Here is a 17,724-nt window from a genome sequence, read left to right as displayed (position 1 = left end):
CGGGTTTAACCGCCCGCGCGGGCGCGGCGAACAAACCTGCTGCATGCAGGTGGTTACGGTCGAGTAGCTATAACTGCGCTGATCAAGGCACGATTGTTATGTAATCGTTATGTTAAAAAATTCGGCTCGCTTAACCGCCGTTGACGCCGCGTCAGTCCCGTAGGCCCGACCCGCGACGGCTGAAAATGAGCGAACGAGTGTTTGCTGGAAGTCGGACCGCGGGGACCCTAGGCCCACTGACCGAATTGCGGTTTGAGGATTTCGTTGACGTCGACCCCCACCCCGCCGACGCTTCGTTTGTCGATCTCCACCTGATGCAGGCTCGCGGCCGGATGGGTGAAGCCCTTCGGCGAGCCCCAGTTGTGCTGCCAGAAGTACGAGCCGAGGCCGTCGTGCAGCGCCCACTCGATGGTTTTCGAATTGGCGTACACGCCGGTGCGCTCGTGCCCGATCACCGACTCCCAGGAACGCAGGTACGGGACTATCTGCTGCTTGTACTGCTCGTACGACGGGTCGTCGTCGATCGAAGCGTAGATCGGGGCGTTCGCGGGACCGCCGGCGGCGGCGTGCAACTGCATCCCGCGCTGCGCGTGTTGCAGCCCCGCGGCCGCCCCGCCCAGCCAGTCGGCCGTGGACCCCTTGCCGTACTGGTAGCACGAGACGATCTTGAGCCCGTTGCTGCTCAGGTCACGGGCTTCACCCACCTGGATCGGCTTGCCCAGCATCCAGTTGCCGCCCGGCCGGCGGTCCGAGACGTAGCGAATGGATCCGACCGCTCCAGCGGCCCTGATCTGGCTGGCCGGGATCACGCCCGCCGCGTAATCGAGCAGGGTGCCCAGTGACGCTGAGGCCGACGCGGCCCGCAACGACGCCGCCGCGACGCCCAGCCCTACCAGCCCCGGGGCCGCGGCCGCGAACTTGAGCACGTCACGGCGCGAGACCGACACATGCCACAGGGTACGACAGGAACATCACTTGTCACGTGAACCACCTGAGCATCAGAGATCACATATGCATCACACCGACGGATCGCCAGGCAGCACGATGACGATGATGGCCTCCAGGCCGCGGCGGGCGGTCTGCCAGGAGATCTCATCAAGGAAATGGGCGGCCGCCGGGCTTATGGAGCCGGCCCAGGCCCGGAATCCCTGCACCATCACCGGGTCGTTCACCAGCAACGGTTGCACCCGCCGGAGCACGCCGACCACGTCTTCGGGCAACGGGTCGGCCACTTGCGCGTCGATCCAGGTGCGCGCGAGTTCTGTTGCCGCGGAATCGCTTGCGTCTAACGCAACCACGTCGTTGGCGAGTTTGCGCAGCCGGTCGAAAAGCACTTGATGTCCCGGCGTCTCGGCCAGTTGCTCCAGCAGCGTGCTGGCCGCCGGGGGCAACGCCATCTGCCCGAACAAAGCGGGAACCGGCAGCTCCCACCCGTCGAAGAGCTGGGCGTACATCTCGGTGACGGACGGGGAAAGCGGGGCGGTGAGCCTGCCGATAACGCCGATGCTGTCGCGATGCCTCGTCGCCAGCCTGCGCAGGATGTCTTCGTTGAGGCCGGACGGGCCGGTATCGGTTGCGGCATCGATCGCCGCGATCAGCTGATCGAGCCGATCGCGCTCGCGCACCAGCAAAGTGCGGTGCTCGTCGAGCAGTTCGGCCAGGGTGGTCTGGCCCCCGTCGAGCAAGCGCTGGATGTCGTTGATGCCGACGCCGAGGCTTCGCATCAGGTCGATGCGCAGCAGCTCGAGCACCTGGTCGACGTCGAAGACGCGGTAGCCGTTGCTCAGGTATTCGGCGTGCAGCAACCCAATTTTCTCGTAGTGGCGAATGCGGCCCGATGCGATTCCGGTCAGGGCCGCAACGTCGCCGATCAGCAACTGCTCAGCCACGGCTTGACCTTACAACTGTCACAAGGTCTGTACTGGGCATATGGAGCGTGACCAGCTCGTCGACCTGACGCGGCGTGCGTTGAAGCTGGCGCGTGACAAGGCGACCGACTTGGCGCCGTCGCAGCATCGGGTGGACGCACGGGATTACACGTCGGTCGAGCGGCATGAACGGGATCGGGCCATGCTGCTGGCCAGCCCGCAGTTGGTCGGCTATGTCTCGGAGCTGCCGGCTCCGGGCGCGTACTGCACCAAGACGGTGATGGGTCGATCAATCCTGCTGACGCGAACGTCAGCGGGTTCGGTCAAGGCGTTCGACAACGTCTGCCTGCACCGTCAATCGCAGGTCGCGACGGGGTGCGGCACGGCGAAGCGGTTCACGTGTCCGTACCACGCGTGGACGTACGACAACACGGGGCGCTTGGTGGCGCTTCCGGGACGTGAGGGGTTCCCGGAGGCGTCGATCGCAAGCGCGGCGAAGCCGGGCGCAGCGGGTCGGCGCCCATCGGAGACGGCGTCGATCAAGTCCGATGGTTTGACGGAATTGCCGACCGCCGAATATGCCGGATTCCTTTGGGTCGCTTTGGATCCCGGCGCGACCTTGGACGTCGCCGCGCATCTGGGGCCGCTGGCCGATGAGCTCGATTCCTGGGGCATCGGCCGGTGGTCCCCGTTGGGCGAGAAGGTGCTCGACTTTCCGATCAACTGGAAGCTGGCGGCCGACACCTTCGCGGAGAACTACCATTTCGCCACCGTGCATCGGCAAACCTTTGCCACCATCGCTCGCAGCAACTGCACAGTGTTCGACGCGTTCGGCCCACATCACCGGTTGATCTTCCCGCTCAACGCGATCCTTGACCTCGACGATATTCCCGAAGAGCAATGGGACCCGTTCCACAACATGGTCGTGATCTACGCGCTGTTCCCGAACATCGTGCTGTCCGTGACGATCGCCAACGGTGAGCTCTTCCGCATCTACCCGGGCGACCGGCCCGGTCGGTCGATCACCGTGCACCAGAACTCGACACCGCTGGACCTGTCCGACGAGTCCGTGGCCGCCGGCGCTCGAGCCGTCTTCGAGTACGCCCACGCCACGGTCCGCGACGAGGACTACCGACTGGCCGAGGGCCTGCAGGCCAACCTCGAGTCGGGCGCCCGGGATCACCTGGTGTTCGGCCGCAACGAACCTGGGCTGCAGCACCGCCACATCACCTGGGGCGAGGCGCTTGCGCCGAGATTGTAAATTTGCAGCGAAAGCGCAAGTGAACGCCTGCGAATTTACAGGCTCGGCGCAGAGTCCCTCAGTTCTGCTCGGACAGGACGGCGATCAGATCTTCGAGAATCGTTGCCAGCGCCCCGTTTACGACCGGAGCCACGCCACTCAGCAGTTCGACCGCCTCGCCGCGACGGCCGGCAGCGACCAACGGCACCACCCGGTCGACGATCGTCTGCAGCTCCGGGGCGGTCGGTTCGACGTTCGCGACGGTCGTCGCCAGCACCTCGACCAACTCCCAATCGCGATACAGCGCGAGCGAGCGCTCATTGAAGGCAAACCCGGTCACGGGTTTGCCCCACAGCGTCCCCTGGTAACGGTAGGGGCCTTCCATGTACTCGATCGGCAGGCCGTGCGCCGGAGCCGCCACTAACGGCTCCCCGATAATGTCGAGTTGCAGTGTGGCGCAGCGGATCCGGTGGCGGTCCGGCATGTACCGAGCCGACGCGACGGGCCGCACCAGCGGACGCACCGCGTTCGGCCACCGGACGTAGCTGTGGATCGTGATCTCGACGTCCTCCGCGCAGTCGGGCGGCGTGGCCGGGTCGGGGTAGCTGGTCGTGACACCGGTAAACGGTTGCAGCGCATTGCCGTTCGTGCGGTCGAATTGCCGCCAGATGCTCAGGTCCACGCCATTGTCGAAGTTGATGGTGCGCCACTCGTGTGACCTCGCCCGGGGGTCTCCCCCGCTTCCCCCGCCGCCGGCGTACTTCGGGAACCACTGCCGGTCGACGTGCCCGCCGCTGCCGGAGACCTGTTCGACGACGTCTCCCCAGCGCAGCGTTCCGGTCATCGCCATTCCGGTCTGGAAGTAGGAGTACGTCTCGCTTTGGCCGAAGCACACGATCTTCCCGTTGTAGGTCGACGCACCCACCGGTGTCGGTGCGCGCGTTGGTGTTACGGCCAGGTCGAGCCGCATCGGCCGGCCGGAGTGGTCCTTTCCCACCAGGCTGACGCGATACGTGAACGGCAACAGTTCCCCGTCGCCGTTGCGGCAGGCGCTCCACGACGCGGTTCCCGCGCCGCTGTGGTAGCTCAGGTCGAGGTAACCCGGCGCCATGCTCAGCTTGCGCTGGGCCCCCGGCTCCATGTTCGCCGGCGGCATGTCGTAGTCCGTGTAGGTGCCGTAGTCACCGGTGTCGAGGTCGAACAGCGCCATCGTGTAGAAATCCGCCACGATCGTTCCACCCGGCCGGTTCTTGTTGAAGATGGTCAGGAAGGCAAACGAACGGCCGCTTTCGGCGGCATCGAGCTGCCCGGCGATGAACCAGGTGTCCGACTCCTGGTCGGCGTGTTCGCCTTCGGCGGCGGGGAAGTCCAGCTGGGGATCGCCGGGAACCAACCGGAACGGGTAAGTGCTCCAGTCGCTATCCATGTCGCTTCCTTGCCACGGCGCCATCCTGCTTTTTTCACTATGTTAGCGTCAATAGCGAAATTGCGGTCGCGGTCCCATTCCCCGAGGAAGTGCCCCGATGAACGACAATCCCGGCCATCGTTCCTATAACGAACTCTTCATCGGGGGGCAGTGGCGCAAGCCCGCCAACCCACAACAGCTCGCCGTCATCTCGCCGCACTCCGAGGAGCCGATCGGCCACGTCCAGGTGGCCGGGCCCGAGGACGTCGACGCCGCCGTTACCGCCGCGCGAAGCGCTTTCGACCACGGCCCTTGGCCCCGCATGACCCATGCCGATCGGATGGCCAAGGTCGAGCAGCTCGCCGGGATCTACGGCGGCCACATCGAGGAGATGGCCGACCTGATCACCGACGAGATGGGTTCTCCGCGCAGCTTCAGCCGGCTGGGTCAAGGCGCCGCCGCTGCCTCGCTGATCCATCTCGCCCTGGCCGCCGCGCGCGACTTTCCCTGGACGGAGCGCCGCCAGGGCGTGCTCGGGGAAGTGCACCTGCGCAGGGCACCCGTCGGGGTGGTCGGGGCGATCGTGCCGTGGAATGTGCCGCAGTTCCTGATCATGCCCAAGTTGATCCCGGCGCTGATCGCCGGTTGCACCGTGATTATCAAGCCCGCGCCCGAAACGCCCTTGGACGCTTTGTGGTTGGCCGAAATGATCGAACAACTGGACCTGCCCGACGGGGTGGTCTCGGTGCTGCCGGGCGGACCCGAGGTCGGCGAGGCGCTGGTCCGCCATCCCGGTGTGGACAAGATCGCGTTCACGGGTTCCAGCGCCATCGGGCGCCGGATTGCCGCGCTGTGCGGCGAGCAGCTGAAGCGCTACAGCCTGGAGTTGGGCGGCAAGTCGGCGGCGATCATTCTCGACGACGCCGACGTCGGCAAGACCGTGGCCGGGCTGAAAACCGCCGGCCTGATGAACAACGGCCAGGCCTGTGTCGCGCAGACCCGCATCCTGGTCAGCGATCGGCGTCACGACGAGGTGGTCGACGCGCTCGCCGAGATGATGTCGTCGCTCAACGTCGGCGATCCGGCCGATGAGGCGACCGATATCGGACCCCTTGTCGCGCAACGGCAACAACGTCGGGTCCAGGAGTACATCCACTCCGGCAAGACTGAGGGGGCCCGCGTGGTGGTCGGCGGCTTGAACACTGACCAAGACAGTCCGTCGGGGCGCGGCTGGTACGTGCGGCCGACGCTGTTCGATGACGCCACCAACGACATGCGCATCGCCCGGGAGGAGATCTTCGGACCGGTGTTGACCGTGCTGCGCTACCGCGACGAGGACGACGCCATCCGGATCGCCAACGAGAGCGACTACGGTCTGGCCGGTTCGGTGTGGACCGCTGACATCGCCCATGGCTTGGAGGTCGCGGCCGGGGTCCGCACGGGCACCTACGGCATCAACATGTACACCCTCGACATCGGCGCCCCGTTCGGCGGCTTCAAACAATCGGGCATCGGACGCGAGTTCGGACCGGAGGGCCTGCACGAGTACGTCGAACTTCAGACGCTGGTGTGCAAGGGCAAGCTGCCGCCGCTATAGCCCAGGCGGTCGCCACGCGGGGTCGCGGCCCAGCCGTGCGAGAAGCCTTGTCTGCACGTCGGTTTCGTCGTTCACCGCAACGGGCGCCTTGAACATCCCCGACGCGGTCAGCTCTCGGGTGTCCGGCGGCAAGGCGGCGTAAAACCTTTCGCACCAGCCGGGATCCAGCTGATCGTCGGCGCCCACAGCGCGGGCGAGGTCCCAGGTGTGCACCACGACATCGCGGGTCAGGTTCGGCATCAGCCGGTAGGCGTCCAGCCGCGTAGCACTATCGGATTCGAGCGCCCCGGTCAGCGAGTCATAGGTCAATTGCCAACGCGCCCGCGGGTCGTCCCGGGGCCGGTCGGGTTTCAGCCCGAGGGGCCGCAGGAGAAGTACGTCGTGAAAGCCGATCACGTGCTCGAGCACCCCTCGGGCGTCCCAGGCATCACACGGTGAGCGACGGTCCCACCTGCCCTGCGCCGCGACGACCGCCTCGCTGAATCGCCGGCACGCCGCGAGGTGCAGTTCGGCTACGTCATCTATCGCCACGGCGTTCGGGCATCTGCAGCGTGAGCTCGACCGGACAGCACAGGGCGCCATGCTGATTGGTCACCTGGATCTCGATGTCAACAAGGCAGCGCGGCGGATCCACCGAGGTATCCCGCCGCTTGGTCAGAGCCCGCCCGCGCCCGATCATCGTGTCTCCCGCGTACACCGAGCCGACCAGCCGCATCGAGCGGCGCACCACACGGCTGCCCGGGCCCGCCCAATCGGTGGCGACCCGATCGGCGAACCCCGCGAGGTGCATTGTGTTGACGTAAATCGTTGGGTTGCCTTGATTTTGGGCATAACTCGGGTCGAAATGTCCCGGGAAATAGTCCCATGTCGCCCCGGCGTTCTCGACCACTCGCTGATAGCTGATGTGATCGACCACCTCCGGCAAGTCAACGGGGACGTCGATCGTGTTCCAGTCCAGGTCGGTCACGAGGCGCCGTCCGGCGTGAACCGGAATAGGGTGTTTCGGCACGTGGCCACCACGGCGCCGTCCTGACGGGTATAGGTCTCCAGCGTCTCGACGAAATGACCGACCCCCAGCCGGGTCCGCTTTTCCGGTGACACGGACACCAGCTCCTCGACGGCGGTGAGCACGTCTCCCTCGACGATGGGCCGCAGGAACTCAACGTCGTTGGCCGCGTTGATGAACGTGGTGCCGGGCAGCGGCACCCGCAGCACCACCGAGGCCGCAGGCGGCCTGCCCGTCGGCTGCCAGGGCGGCGGGATCAACCAACCCATCAGGAGGGCCGGCGGGGCGAGCAGCCCGCCCCACGTCTCCCGGGCAAACTCCGCATCCCAATACGATCGGTTCCCGTCGTGGACCATCGCGGCAAAAAGCTGGATGCGTGCGCCGCTGACGGGGGTCGCCGCGGTGCGGGGTTCGCACTTCGCGCCGACCATGCGCAGCGCGTCTTCGTAGCTACCAAAGGCTAACTGGTAACTGAGGTCGTGATCCCCACTCACATGACGAGCGGATGCCGGCTGGGCACCGAATCCCATTCGAGCGCACGGGAAGTGAAGTACCAGGCGCCGCGCTCGTAGATCAGCGTGTCCCGGTACGTTCCGGTGGCCCGCAGGGTGGTATCGCCGTACATCGCGGCGAACAGCACCGCGACGCAACGCATGCTCGCGTTGATGCCGTCGATGCGGATCTCGTGGTCGAGGGTGACCAGGCGTTGCCCGTCGCCGCCGTCGAAGGCCGCGCGCAGATCGGTGAACAGGTCGCCATCGCGAGTGTAGCTGGCGCCGGCGTGGCGGAACGTGGCGATCCAGCGGTCGCGGTCACCGTCGGAGTAAGCCCTGTTGTGCCGGGCGGTCAGATCCAGGATGGCAGCGCGGGCCGTGGCGGCCTGGAGCATCTGCTGTTCCTGATATGTCATGGTCATGTGCTGTGCAGCCTCTCTGGACGACGCCCAACAAGGGGTAGTTACGTAACAATAAATTAACTTACCGACGATTACGTAACATTAACGTAACTTACCGGCGAACGATATACTCCGCTTTCTCACGATCCCAGGCGCCCGGACCAAGTCCACGAGCGCGCAACACGTCTTTACGCACTCGTCCGATGACGTTCTTGGGCAGTTCATCCACCGCCTCGACGAATCGCGGGACGCAGAAGTACGGCATCCGGGTGGTGCAGAAGTCGAGCAACTCCGCGTAATCGAGGTCCGCCCCGGGGCGCAGCGTCACGATCAACAGGATGTCGTCTTCCCCCAAGTCGCTGGGCACCCCGACCGCCGCGGCTTCGGCCACCGCGGGGTGGCGCATGACGACGGCCTCCACTTCGACCGAGGAAATGTTTTCGCCGCGCCGGCGCAACGAGTCTTTGATGCGGTCCACGTATGTCAGGTTCCGATCGGCGTCGAGTCGGCCCAAATCACCGGTGCGAAACCACTCCGGGTGCGGCTCCACCCGCGAGCCCTCGCTCACGTAGCCCTCGCTCATGACGTGCGGGTGCCTGGGACGGCAGGCGATCTCGCCGACCGCGCCGGGCGGTAGCGGGTCGCCGCGATCATCGACGATGCGCACCTCGAAGTTCGGATTCGGCCGGCCCGATGTTCCGGGCACGCCTTCGTCGGAAACACCCTTGACGGCGACCGGAAAGGCCTCGGTCATGCCGTACATCGTGACGATGCGGCAGCCGTAACGCTTTTCGATCTCGTGGTAGGCATCCGCGTCGATGGGCGCGGCGGAGATGAACCGCAGCGGGAGCTGCGCGTCACGCGGATCCGCGGGCAGGTTTTGCAGCATCGACACCATGGCGCCGGCACCGGCGAAACCGATGGCCCCGCGGGCGCGGATGTCGTCCCAGACCTCGCCGGGATGAAATGCCTTGGCCAACACGGTCGTTCCACCGACCAGCATCGGTGCCAGCACGCTGGGCGCCGCGCTGAGGTGGAAGAGCGGCATCGCCGTCCACAGCACCTCCCCCGGGCCGAATTCCCACGCGGCGGCGGCGGTAGCGGCGACCGAGAACAGATAATGCCACGTCGTGGCAACCGCTTTCGACGGCCCGGTGGTGCCGGAGGTGAAAAACAACACCCCCACGTCGGCCGGGCCGACCGGGCTTTCGGTCACCGGAACGTCGGCGTCGAGGTGCAACGTGGCGGTGAGCGAATCGTCCTGCACCACAACGCCGGTCACCGTGTCCAGCTGCCCGACAACCTCGTCGACCCGGGGCCGGCGCTCGGGGTCGGTGAGAATCACCCTGGCCCGCGACAACCGCAGCGTGTGCAGCAGAAAATCGCCCTTGTTCGCGGCGTTCACCGCGGCACTGACTGCGCCGATGCGCGCCGCGCCCAGCCAGAAGTACACCCATTCCGGGCAGGTGGCGGTGAACAGCGCCACGCAATCGCCGGGTCCGACGCCCAAACCGGCCAACACGTGCGCCGCCGCGCGGGACCGCTGGCGCATCTGCTCGAATGTCACGTCCACGCCGGCGATCGACATCATCACCCGGTCGGGGTGCTGCTCCGCCCGCCGATCCAGAACGGCGGGCACGGTGAAGCTGTCGACGCCGAAATCCGACGGTCCCGGCATCAGGCTTTCGCGGCCGCCGGGTCGGGTTCGCCGTCGGCCGTGTAGCCGAAGTCGGACGGCGAGGGCTGCGGGCCCGGGTAGAAGCGGTGCGCCCAGCGACGAAGGGCGGCATAGTCGTGCGCCTCTTCGGGTGCCAGGTTGGGCTTTTCAAGGTATTTCATGTTCTCCCACGTGAAGAAGTCCTGCTTGATGACCTCTTGCTGCAGCGCCAGGAACTTGGCGGCGCGGCCGGTGGGTACGTCGCCGGTGTCGCCGGGCTCGCGGATCGAAGCCTGCGTGTAGAAGTAGTCGGTGTAGTCCTCGTCGACCGGCGTCTGCCCGGTCACCTGCACGGTGGCTACCAGCTCGCTGGGGAAGCGAACCAGGCCCAATCCCAACGAGTAGTTGTCGTAAATGATCTTGGCGTCGACCGGCCCGTTCGGGGTCAGCCAGGTCGAGGCGCGGCCGCCGCCGAAATGGGCGTTGACGGTGGCGTGCAGGTGGTATCCGGAGACCTCGAACGACGAGGTGGTGGCGGGATTGGCGGCCTTGTGCACGTACTGCACGTGGTAGGGATCGGCGGCGTTCTCGATGATCATCTGCGGGTGCACCTTGACCCGGTTGAGCATCTGCGTGTGCGGGTGCAGCGGGTAGTACTCATTGGTTTCGAGCTCGGGCAGCACCGGCGGCTGCCAATATGGCGCGCGCCCATGCCGCTCGTGCCACGCGAGGATGAACCCGTACCACTCCATGCTCGGGTAGGTGCGGATGCGGACGTTGTTCTTGCAGCCGATCTTGCTGTAGGGGATCAGGGCGTTGGTGCCGTCGCCGCGCCACCGCCAGCCGTGCCAGGGACAGACGATGTTCTCGCCCTCGACCGTGCCGCCGACGCCGAGGTTGGCGCCGAGGTGCTGGCAGTACGCGTCCATCACGTGCACCTGGCCGGATTCGGTGCGGAAGAGCACCAACTCCTCGCCGAAGTAGTGCGCGCGCTTGACCTCGCCGGGCGGCAGGTCCGAGCCGAACGCGACGATGAACCAGCCCGTCGGGAACCGGTAGGTAGACAGCGCGATCCCGGCCTGCCCGAACTCACGCTCCGAAGGATCTGCGGCCGACTCTGATGCCGAGTCCGAAATTGTATCCGTCACGACCCCTCCCAGCGGGTTCGACGATAGGCTCTATTTTTACTATCTTAAGCATTGAACGTCAACGCGGCGTCGGTGAGGTGCCGGCGTGGCGCTAGAAGCGGGGTTCAGATGACGGCTGCGGCGGTGGATCTATCCGATCTTGCCTTGTGGCGCAATGGTTTTCCCGACGAGCTGTTCGCTGAATTGCGATGTTCCCGTCCGCTGTTCCGGCACGAGATGACCCCGGGCGTCACTCAGCTCTTTTCCAATACGGTCCACCGCGAATTCTGGGTGGCCACCAAGCATCGGCACGCGGTGCGCCTGCATCGAGATACCGATTCCTTCACCGCGGTCGACGGCCCGCTCATCCAGCCGGTCGGGATGTTCTCGTCGTACCCGACGATCATCAACATGGACCCGCCGGATCTGAACAAGCGCCGCAAGCTGATCTCCAACGCGTTCAACCCGCGCGCGATCGCCAGACTCGAGGACGGCATCCGGGCGCGCGCCGCGCGGATGATCGACCGCCTACTCGCCGAGGGCGGCGGCGATTGGATCGAGGACGTCGCCGACGCGCTGCCGATGACGGTCATCGGCGACATCATCGGCATACCGGAAGAAGACCGGCCGCGAATCTTCGATTGCCTGGACAGCATCCTGAAAGCCAATGCGCCCGGGCCCCGGCCGACCTTTCAGGACTACACCGATCTCTACGCCACCATCTTCGGGTACGCGATGGAGCTCACCGCGAAAAAGCGGCGCCATCCCACCGATGACATCTGGAGCACGCTGGCGTCCGCGGTGATCACCGGCGAGGACGGCGAGGAATTCAGCTTGCCCGCCAACGAACTCGAGTTCTTTTTCTTCGTGCTGACATTCGCCGGCAGCGACACCACCAAGAACGCGTTGGCGATTGGGCTGCAGGCGTTCGTCGAGAACCCCGAGCAGATCGAGCGGTACCGCGCGCGGGAGGAGCTGCGGCCGAGCGCCGTCGAGGAGGTGTTGCGTTGGGCGTCACCGGTTGCCTACTGGACGCGCACCGCCAAGGTCGACGTCGAGATGGACGGCCAGCACATCGGGAAGGGCGAGCGGGTGGTGTCCATGCTGCGCTCGGCCAACCGCGACGAGGAGGCCTTCCCCTCACCGTTCACCTTCGACATCGGGCGTCAGCCCAACCCGCACGTGGCGTTCGGAGGCGGCGGACCGCATCACTGCCTGGGCGCCATGCTGGCGCGCGCGGAACTCCGCGCGGTCTTCGACGAACTGCTGCTGCGCTGCGACGACATCGCCCTCGGTCCGGCCGAGGTGGCCCATCCGAATCTGCTCACCAACATGTCGATCTATGACGAGATGGCGATCTCGCTGACCGAGCGGCGGTAGCTCAATAAGGTGCCGGCGCGTCGCCGAATGCGGCGAACACCGCCAACGGGTCCAGGTAGTCGCGCCAGTGCACGATCTTGCGGTGCTTGACCATGATCACCGAGATGAATCGGTTGACGTACGGCGCGCCCGTGCGCACCACCGTCCCGTGCATCGTGTACTCGAGAATCACCATCGACTTCTCCGGGTCGTAATAGCGGTACACGTCGCTGCTGCCGGTCTGGACGATCGACTCGCCGTAGTCGGCGTACAGCTCGGCCAGCGCCTCGCGGCCGACGATGCGGCGCGGGTAATCCGGGACGGTGATGACGTACTCGACCACCACATCCTCGGCGTGCATGTCGAAGAAGTCGGTCCCGTCGACCAACCCCGTCAGGGCGTCAGCGACGACCTCGAAGTAGGGGCGCATCGCGGCGTACCTGGACATGTCCCTCGGCGGCATGCCCGCGCTCTACGGTGCGCCGCCGACATGGTGGCGCCCGTCAGTCGATCAGGCGCAGCGCGGCCTTGGGGCACTGGTCCACCGCGGCGCGCACATCGATCTCCAGCCGCGGCGGCACCGGACCGTCCGCGATCTGCACCACGTCCTCGTCGCCCAGTTCGAACACCTCCGGGGCGAGCGATTCGCAAAAGCCGTTGGCCTCACACAGGTTCTCGTCGACCGTAACGCGCATCAGGCGACCTCCTCACCGTTATCTTTTGAGGCCCGCCGGGCGGGTCCCGATCACTTTGTCGCTGGCCAGGTTTGCCAGCTCGTCGTCGGTCAGTCCACACAGATCGCGCAGTACCTCTCCATTGTGCTCGCCTAGCCGCGGTGGCGGGCGTAGCAGCCACTTGTCCTGGCCGGCCAGCTTCGCGAACGGCGGGCACGGATACAGGCCCGGCCCGGTACTCGGATGGTTCAGAGCCTCCAGGAATCCCCGGTCGCGCAGTTGGGGGTTCTCGGTCACCAACGACGGCGACACCACCGGCGCGGCGGGAACGCCCGCCCCGGCCAACCGCTCCACCGTCGGTTCCAGCGGTTGCGCGGCGAACCAATCCCGCAGCCGGCGATCGATGTCGTCGGCGCGCTCCCGCCGCCCCGCCGCGGTCGCCAGGCCCTCGTCGCACCAGGCGGGACGATCCATCACGTCGACCAGTGCTTGCCACTGCGGATCGTCGCGCACCGTGACCGCGATCCAGTCGTCGTCACCGGCGCACCGGTAGATGTTTTGAATCGCCTCCCCGTGACCACGATTGCCGCGCCGACCCAGCGTCACCCCGAACACCTCGGCTTCGATCGCCTGTATCGCGGTGGCGTTGAGCACCGTCTCCAGCATCGGCAGCTCGAGGAGCTGGCCGGTGCCGGTGCGTTGGGCGAAATTCAGGGCGGCCAGCACGGCGAACGCCGCGTGCACGCCGGCCAGCGGATCGCAGGCTCCGCGCGGCGTCACCGGCGGGGCCTCCGGCAACCCGGTCACCCAGGCCAGGCCGGCGATCTGCTCCATGGTCGGGGCGAATCCGACGCGTTCACGCCACGGACCGTCCAGGCCGAACGCCGGCATCCGGGCGACGACGAGTTTCGGGTTGACCTTCAGCAGCACGTCCGCGGTGAGGCCGAACTGGTCCATCACCCTCGGTGAGAAGTTCTCGATCACCACGTCGGCGCCGGTTACCAAATCCAGAAACAGGTCGCGTCCGCGATCCGAGCCCAAATCCACTGTGACGGAACGTTTGTTGGTGTTCATCGCTTGAAACACCCAGCCATACTCCCACCAGTCGTCCACGTCGGTGCGCATCCCGCCGGAGTAGCGAATGCCATCGGGCCGCTGGATGGACTCCACCTTGACGACGTCGGCGCCGAACGCGGCCAGCAGGTGGGTCGCGGCCGGCCCGGCCCAGAACGCCGTCAGGTCGACAATGCGCAGGCCCTCCAGCGGCAGACCCGGTGAAGTGGGCACCGGATCGGATTCGCTTCTCTCCCAGGCCGGTTCATCGTTGGCCTCACCCGGCGACGGGGTGGCGGCCGGCGGCGCGGGCGCGCACGCCGCCATCAGCCACGGCGGGCGCGGCTGGTGAAAGCCGGCCGGGTTGGGCGCAAACACCCCGCGGTCCCGCACGTACTCCATGTCGCGGATGGTGGAACCGTTGCCCAACGCCGCGACCGGCAACCGGAACAGCTGACCGAGTTCGACGATCTCCGCCACGGTCCGTTCGGCCAGCCACGGGCCGATGTGTTCGCGGATCAGGTCGCGGTAGGCCCACCGGCCGATCTGAAACCGCAGCTGTTCGATCTCCTCCAGCTGGGGGCACTCGACCATCGCGCAGAAGTCCAGCCATTGCTGCCCGGTGACCATGGTGATGCCGACGTAGCCGTCCTTGGCCGGTTCGATCGAAGGCACTTCCAACGTGCGGCGGACGGGCGGAACGCGCAGCAGCTGCGAATGCAACCATTCGCTGCTCTGCATCGCGGTCATCGCCTCGAGCATCGACAGGTCGAGATGCTCGCCGGGGCCGCCACGCTCGACTCGGCGACGCAGGGCCAGCGCGCCGAACGCGGCGTAGACGCCGCCCATGTACTCCCCCAGGTCGCCGCCGATCGCGATGGGAGGCCCGGCGGGGTCGCCGCGAAAGCCGGGCGAGCCGGCCCACGCCTGCAACGTGAATTCGCTCGCGGCGCGCTCGGCGTAGGGTCCGCTCCAACCGAAGTCGGAGATCGTGACGACGATCGCCCGCGGCGAATCGGCCACCAGCCGCTGCGGGTCGACGCCCAGCGCCACGGCCCGTGACCTGCCCGCGGTGACCACCACGACGTCCGCTCCGGCCAGCTCGGCGCGATAGCGTTCGGAGTCCGCGGCGACGGTCAGGCTGCGCTTGCCGGCATTGAGGTAGCTGAAGAACGGGGATGGCTCGCCGTCCGGCACGGGCGAACAGCTGGCGGAGTACCGCCGCAGCCAATCCCCTTGCGGCGGTTCGATTTTGCGCACCCGGGCCCCGGCGTCGACGAGCAGCTTGCCGCAATAGTCGCCGGCTATCCGGTCACTGATCTCGACGACACGCAATCCGTCGAGCGGGGTCGGCCGGCTGTCGGCCTCGCGCCTCACGCGGCTATTTATACCATTACTGCTAAAATAGCTAAGCCAGTCGAGCACGCGCGAGGATTGGATGACCGCCCTGGGAATTGGCCAAGACGCCCGTCGCCGACTGTCGGCGCCGCGGATCGCCGAAATCGTAGCCGACGAGTTGCGCCGTCAGATCATTGACGGTGAGCTCGCCGACGGTGATCTGCTGCCGCGCCAGGAAGTGCTCGTCGAGCAATTCAACGTCAGCCTGGTCTCGCTGCGCGAGGCGCTGCGGATCCTGGAAACCGAGGGCCTGGTCTCGGTCCGGCGGGGCAACCGCGGCGGCGCCGTGGTGCACGCGCCCGCGAAGACCAGCGCGGCCTACATGCTCGGCCTGTTGCTGCAGAGCGAGTCCGTCCAGGTCGCCGACCTGGGCTTCGCGCTGCGGGAACTCGAACCCGCCTGCGCCGCACTGGCGGCCCAGCGGCCCGACCGGATGGACACGTTGGTGCCGGAACTCAAGCAGGTCAACGATTCGATGGCCGAGCATCTCGAGGATGGCCGACTGTTCACCGAAATCGGCCGCCAATTCCACGATCTCGTGGTCCGCGGCTGCGGGAACCACACCATCATCGCGGTGGTCGGCAGCCTGGAGACGCTGTGGACCAGTCACGAGCAACAGTGGGCCGACGAGAGCGCGGCTCGGGGCACCTACCCCTCGCTGGCTCAGCGCCGCGCCGTGCTCGGCACGCACGTCAAGCTGACCGAGACCATCGCCGAGGGTGACGTCGACCGCGCCCGCCGGATCGCGGGCCGCCACCTCGCCGACACCCAGACCTACGTGCTGTCGGGCCGGCCCGATCAACGCATCTACGCGCTGTCGCCGCAGGCTCTTTCACGTTCGGGGTCGCGCCCGCGGGACGTCCGGCGCCCCTGACGTCGATGCGAACCGCACTAGTCACCGGCGGCAGCGGCGGGATCGGGAAGGGATGCGCCCGCAAGCTCAGCGGGCTCGGTTACGACGTGGTGCTTTCGGCGCGGCGCGAGGCCCCGCTCCGCGCGGCCGCTGAGGAGCTCGGTGCCCGCCACATCGTCGCCGACGCGTCCGATCCGGACGGGTTCGCCTCTGCCATAAGCAGTTTGGAGCGCATCGACCTCGTCGTGCACGCGGCCGGCACCCTCGGCGGAACGTACGCGCGCAAGCAGACATTCGATCAGTGGCGCGACATCATCTCCGCCAACCTAGATTCGTGCTTCGTGGTGACGGCCGCCGCGCTGCCCCGGATGCGCGCGGGCTCACGGTTCGTGTTCATCTCGTCGTCGGCGGCGCATGAGCCGATGATGGCCCGCACCGCCTACTCCGCGTCGAAAGCCGGCATGAACGCTTTCGCCCGCGCCCTGGCGCTCGAGGTGGACCGTGACGGGATCGCCGTGCACATCGTGACGCCCGGCCCGGTGGAAACCGAGATGCTGCAGGACGTTCCCTTCGAGATGTACGCGATCCAGGTGTCCGACGTCGCCGAGGCGGTCGCCTGGCTGGACACGGTCGACCCGTCGGTCGACCTGCCGGAGATCCGGCTGTCGGCCGTGCAGCGCGGTCCGTACGCGCGGCCGCCGGTCGTGCCTACGGAAGCCCGCCGCCGGCGCCAGCGAACCCCTTGATCACCGACTCGCCGAACTCGCGCAGGGATTCCGGCGCGGCGAAATCGGCGAACCACACGTAGAACCGCTCGACGCCCTGGGCGGCCAGACCGCCGAAGTGCGCGATCAGCTCGTCGGCATCGCCACAGACCAGTCCCGAGCCCAGGTTGCCGAATCGCCGGGTGCTCACCTCGCGCACCTTGTCCGGATCGCTGCCTGTCCGGACAAATCCCACCATCTGCTGCATCGACACGCGCGCCGTACCCGCGGCGGGGGCCAGGTTGGGCAATTTGTCGAGATGGTTCGCCGGCAGATTCCACCAATCCGCGTATTTACGAACGAGTTCCATCATCCGGGGGCCGGTGCCGCCCAGCAGCAGCGGTATCGGATGGGACCTGCGCGGGACCTGCGCGGCCTCCCCCGGCACGTCGCCCCAGTACTGTCGGATCAGCTCGATGTGGCGCCCGAGCTGTGCGACCCTGGCCTTCGGATCCTGCTCACCCACATCGAATCTGGTGAATTCGGCGGGCCAGGAGCCCGCGCCGAGACCGAGTTCGAATCTGCCGTTCGACGCGTCCGAGAGGGTGACGGCCTGTTTGGCGAGCACGGCCGGATGCCGGAACGCGTCGCAGAGCACCAGGTGGCCGATCCGCAGCCGCTCCGTCTTGGCGGCCACCCAGGTGGCGATGCCCATTGCCTCCCAAATGGTTTCGTCGGGCAGCCCGGGCGCCTCGAGGTGATCGATGAACGCCACCCCGTCGAACCCGCCGGCCTCGGCATGAAGCGTCCGCTCCGTGATGTCGGCGGCCGATAACCGTACTTGGGGCAGGAACAGATACCACTCGACCATGCGCCCACCTATGCTCG

18 protein-coding genes are annotated in these 17,724 nt (G+C 66.8%); 5 read left to right on the top strand and 13 right to left on the bottom strand.

All coding sequences use genetic code 11. The annotated features are described in order from the left end of the window. Positions 1-227: 227 nt before the first annotated feature. Both AWB92_RS02165 and AWB92_RS02160 read right to left on the bottom strand, forming a co-directional pair. A complete protein-coding gene (locus AWB92_RS02165) occupies positions 228-947 on the bottom strand; it encodes a DUF1906 domain-containing protein (RefSeq protein ID WP_085183859.1) in 720 nt (239 codons plus the stop codon). A 69-nt stretch (positions 948-1,016) separates the two neighbouring features. Continuing rightward, positions 1,017-1,889 carry a MerR family transcriptional regulator gene (locus tag AWB92_RS02160; protein WP_085183858.1) on the bottom strand — a complete coding sequence of 291 codons (873 nt, stop codon included), beginning with the start codon at positions 1,887-1,889 and terminating at the stop codon, positions 1,017-1,019. Between the two features lie 40 nt (positions 1,890-1,929). Between AWB92_RS02160 and AWB92_RS02155 the strand changes: the two genes are divergently transcribed. After that, on the top strand, positions 1,930-3,129 hold the full coding sequence (locus tag AWB92_RS02155) for an SRPBCC family protein (RefSeq protein WP_085183857.1): 1,200 nt from the start codon (positions 1,930-1,932) through the stop codon (positions 3,127-3,129). 58 nt (positions 3,130-3,187) lie between these two features. Here the strand turns inward: AWB92_RS02155 and AWB92_RS02150 are convergent, their stop codons facing one another. Then, positions 3,188-4,534: a lipocalin-like domain-containing protein gene (locus AWB92_RS02150; RefSeq protein ID WP_085184069.1), complete on the bottom strand. Its 1,347-nt coding sequence runs from the start codon at positions 4,532-4,534 to the stop codon at positions 3,188-3,190. Positions 4,535-4,631: 97 nt separating this feature from the next. Here AWB92_RS02150 and AWB92_RS02145 point away from each other — a divergent pair, with 97 nt between their 5' ends. Then, positions 4,632-6,110, top strand: coding sequence for an aldehyde dehydrogenase (locus AWB92_RS02145; protein WP_085183856.1), 1,479 nt, complete (start codon positions 4,632-4,634; stop codon positions 6,108-6,110). Here the strand turns inward: AWB92_RS02145 and AWB92_RS02140 are convergent. From AWB92_RS02140 to AWB92_RS02115, 6 genes are all read right to left on the bottom strand, one after another. After that, on the bottom strand, positions 6,105-6,641 hold the full coding sequence (locus tag AWB92_RS02140) for a maleylpyruvate isomerase N-terminal domain-containing protein (RefSeq protein ID WP_241523340.1): 537 nt from the start codon (positions 6,639-6,641) through the stop codon (positions 6,105-6,107). The genes AWB92_RS02145 and AWB92_RS02140 overlap by 6 nt on opposite strands. Continuing rightward, entirely contained in the window at positions 6,628-7,077 is a 450-nt protein-coding gene (locus tag AWB92_RS02135; protein ID WP_085183855.1) for a MaoC family dehydratase, read from the bottom strand. Before AWB92_RS02135 ends, AWB92_RS02140 begins: the two co-directional genes overlap by 14 nt. After that, the gene (locus AWB92_RS02130; RefSeq protein WP_085183854.1) at positions 7,074-7,547 is read right to left on the bottom strand and encodes a MaoC family dehydratase N-terminal domain-containing protein; all 474 of its coding nucleotides are present in this window, start codon (positions 7,545-7,547) and stop codon (positions 7,074-7,076) included. Before AWB92_RS02130 ends, AWB92_RS02135 begins: the two co-directional genes overlap by 4 nt. Before the next feature lie 59 nt (positions 7,548-7,606). After that, entirely contained in the window at positions 7,607-8,032 is a 426-nt protein-coding gene (locus AWB92_RS02125) for a nuclear transport factor 2 family protein (protein WP_085183853.1), read from the bottom strand. 91 nt (positions 8,033-8,123) lie between these two features. Continuing rightward, positions 8,124-9,689: an AMP-binding protein gene (locus AWB92_RS02120; protein WP_085183852.1), complete on the bottom strand. Its 1,566-nt coding sequence runs from the start codon at positions 9,687-9,689 to the stop codon at positions 8,124-8,126. Further along, positions 9,689-10,816 (bottom strand): aromatic ring-hydroxylating dioxygenase subunit alpha, encoded by a 1,128-nt coding sequence (locus AWB92_RS02115; RefSeq protein ID WP_142281902.1) that lies wholly within the window; start codon positions 10,814-10,816, stop codon positions 9,689-9,691. The genes AWB92_RS02120 and AWB92_RS02115 overlap by 1 nt, the downstream gene beginning before the upstream one ends. A gap of 51 nt (positions 10,817-10,867) precedes the next feature. On the opposite strand from AWB92_RS02115, the gene AWB92_RS02110 reads away from it, so the two are divergent. Further along, positions 10,868-12,175 (top strand): cytochrome P450, encoded by a 1,308-nt coding sequence (locus AWB92_RS02110; protein ID WP_173817326.1) that lies wholly within the window; start codon positions 10,868-10,870, stop codon positions 12,173-12,175. Between the two features lies 1 nt (position 12,176). Here the strand turns inward: AWB92_RS02110 and AWB92_RS02105 are convergent, their stop codons facing one another. Genes AWB92_RS02105 through AWB92_RS02095 form a run of 3 tightly spaced genes read right to left on the bottom strand, consistent with a single transcriptional unit; the run spans position 12,177 to position 15,258 of the window. Further along, positions 12,177-12,617, bottom strand: a complete 441-nt coding sequence (locus AWB92_RS02105) for a nuclear transport factor 2 family protein (protein ID WP_085183849.1) — start codon at positions 12,615-12,617, stop codon at positions 12,177-12,179. Between the two features lie 40 nt (positions 12,618-12,657). Beyond that, a complete protein-coding gene (locus tag AWB92_RS02100) occupies positions 12,658-12,849 on the bottom strand; it encodes a ferredoxin (RefSeq protein ID WP_046185638.1) in 192 nt (63 codons plus the stop codon). An 18-nt stretch (positions 12,850-12,867) separates the two neighbouring features. Next, positions 12,868-15,258 (bottom strand): CoA transferase, encoded by a 2,391-nt coding sequence (locus AWB92_RS02095; RefSeq protein WP_142281901.1) that lies wholly within the window; start codon positions 15,256-15,258, stop codon positions 12,868-12,870. A gap of 61 nt (positions 15,259-15,319) precedes the next feature. Here AWB92_RS02095 and AWB92_RS02090 point away from each other — a divergent pair, with 61 nt between their 5' ends. Together AWB92_RS02090 and AWB92_RS02085 are read left to right on the top strand one after the other, a co-directional pair. Then, complete coding sequence (locus AWB92_RS02090) at positions 15,320-16,153, top strand: FCD domain-containing protein (protein WP_085183848.1); 834 nt, start codon at positions 15,320-15,322, stop codon at positions 16,151-16,153. Between the two features lie 5 nt (positions 16,154-16,158). Further along, positions 16,159-16,878 carry an SDR family oxidoreductase gene (locus AWB92_RS02085; RefSeq protein ID WP_085183847.1) on the top strand — a complete coding sequence of 240 codons (720 nt, stop codon included), beginning with the start codon at positions 16,159-16,161 and terminating at the stop codon, positions 16,876-16,878. On the opposite strand, the gene AWB92_RS02080 is transcribed toward AWB92_RS02085, so the two are convergent. Then, on the bottom strand, positions 16,841-17,707 hold the full coding sequence (locus AWB92_RS02080) for an LLM class flavin-dependent oxidoreductase (protein ID WP_085183846.1): 867 nt from the start codon (positions 17,705-17,707) through the stop codon (positions 16,841-16,843). The two genes, AWB92_RS02085 and AWB92_RS02080, sit on opposite strands and share 38 nt — an antisense overlap. Positions 17,708-17,724 lie beyond the last annotated feature (17 nt).

This window comes from Mycobacterium sp. IEC1808 (assembly GCF_002101935.1).
Taxonomy (GTDB): Bacteria; Actinomycetota; Actinomycetes; order Mycobacteriales; family Mycobacteriaceae; genus Mycobacterium.
This window is presented reverse-complemented; position numbering and strand designations above follow the sequence as displayed.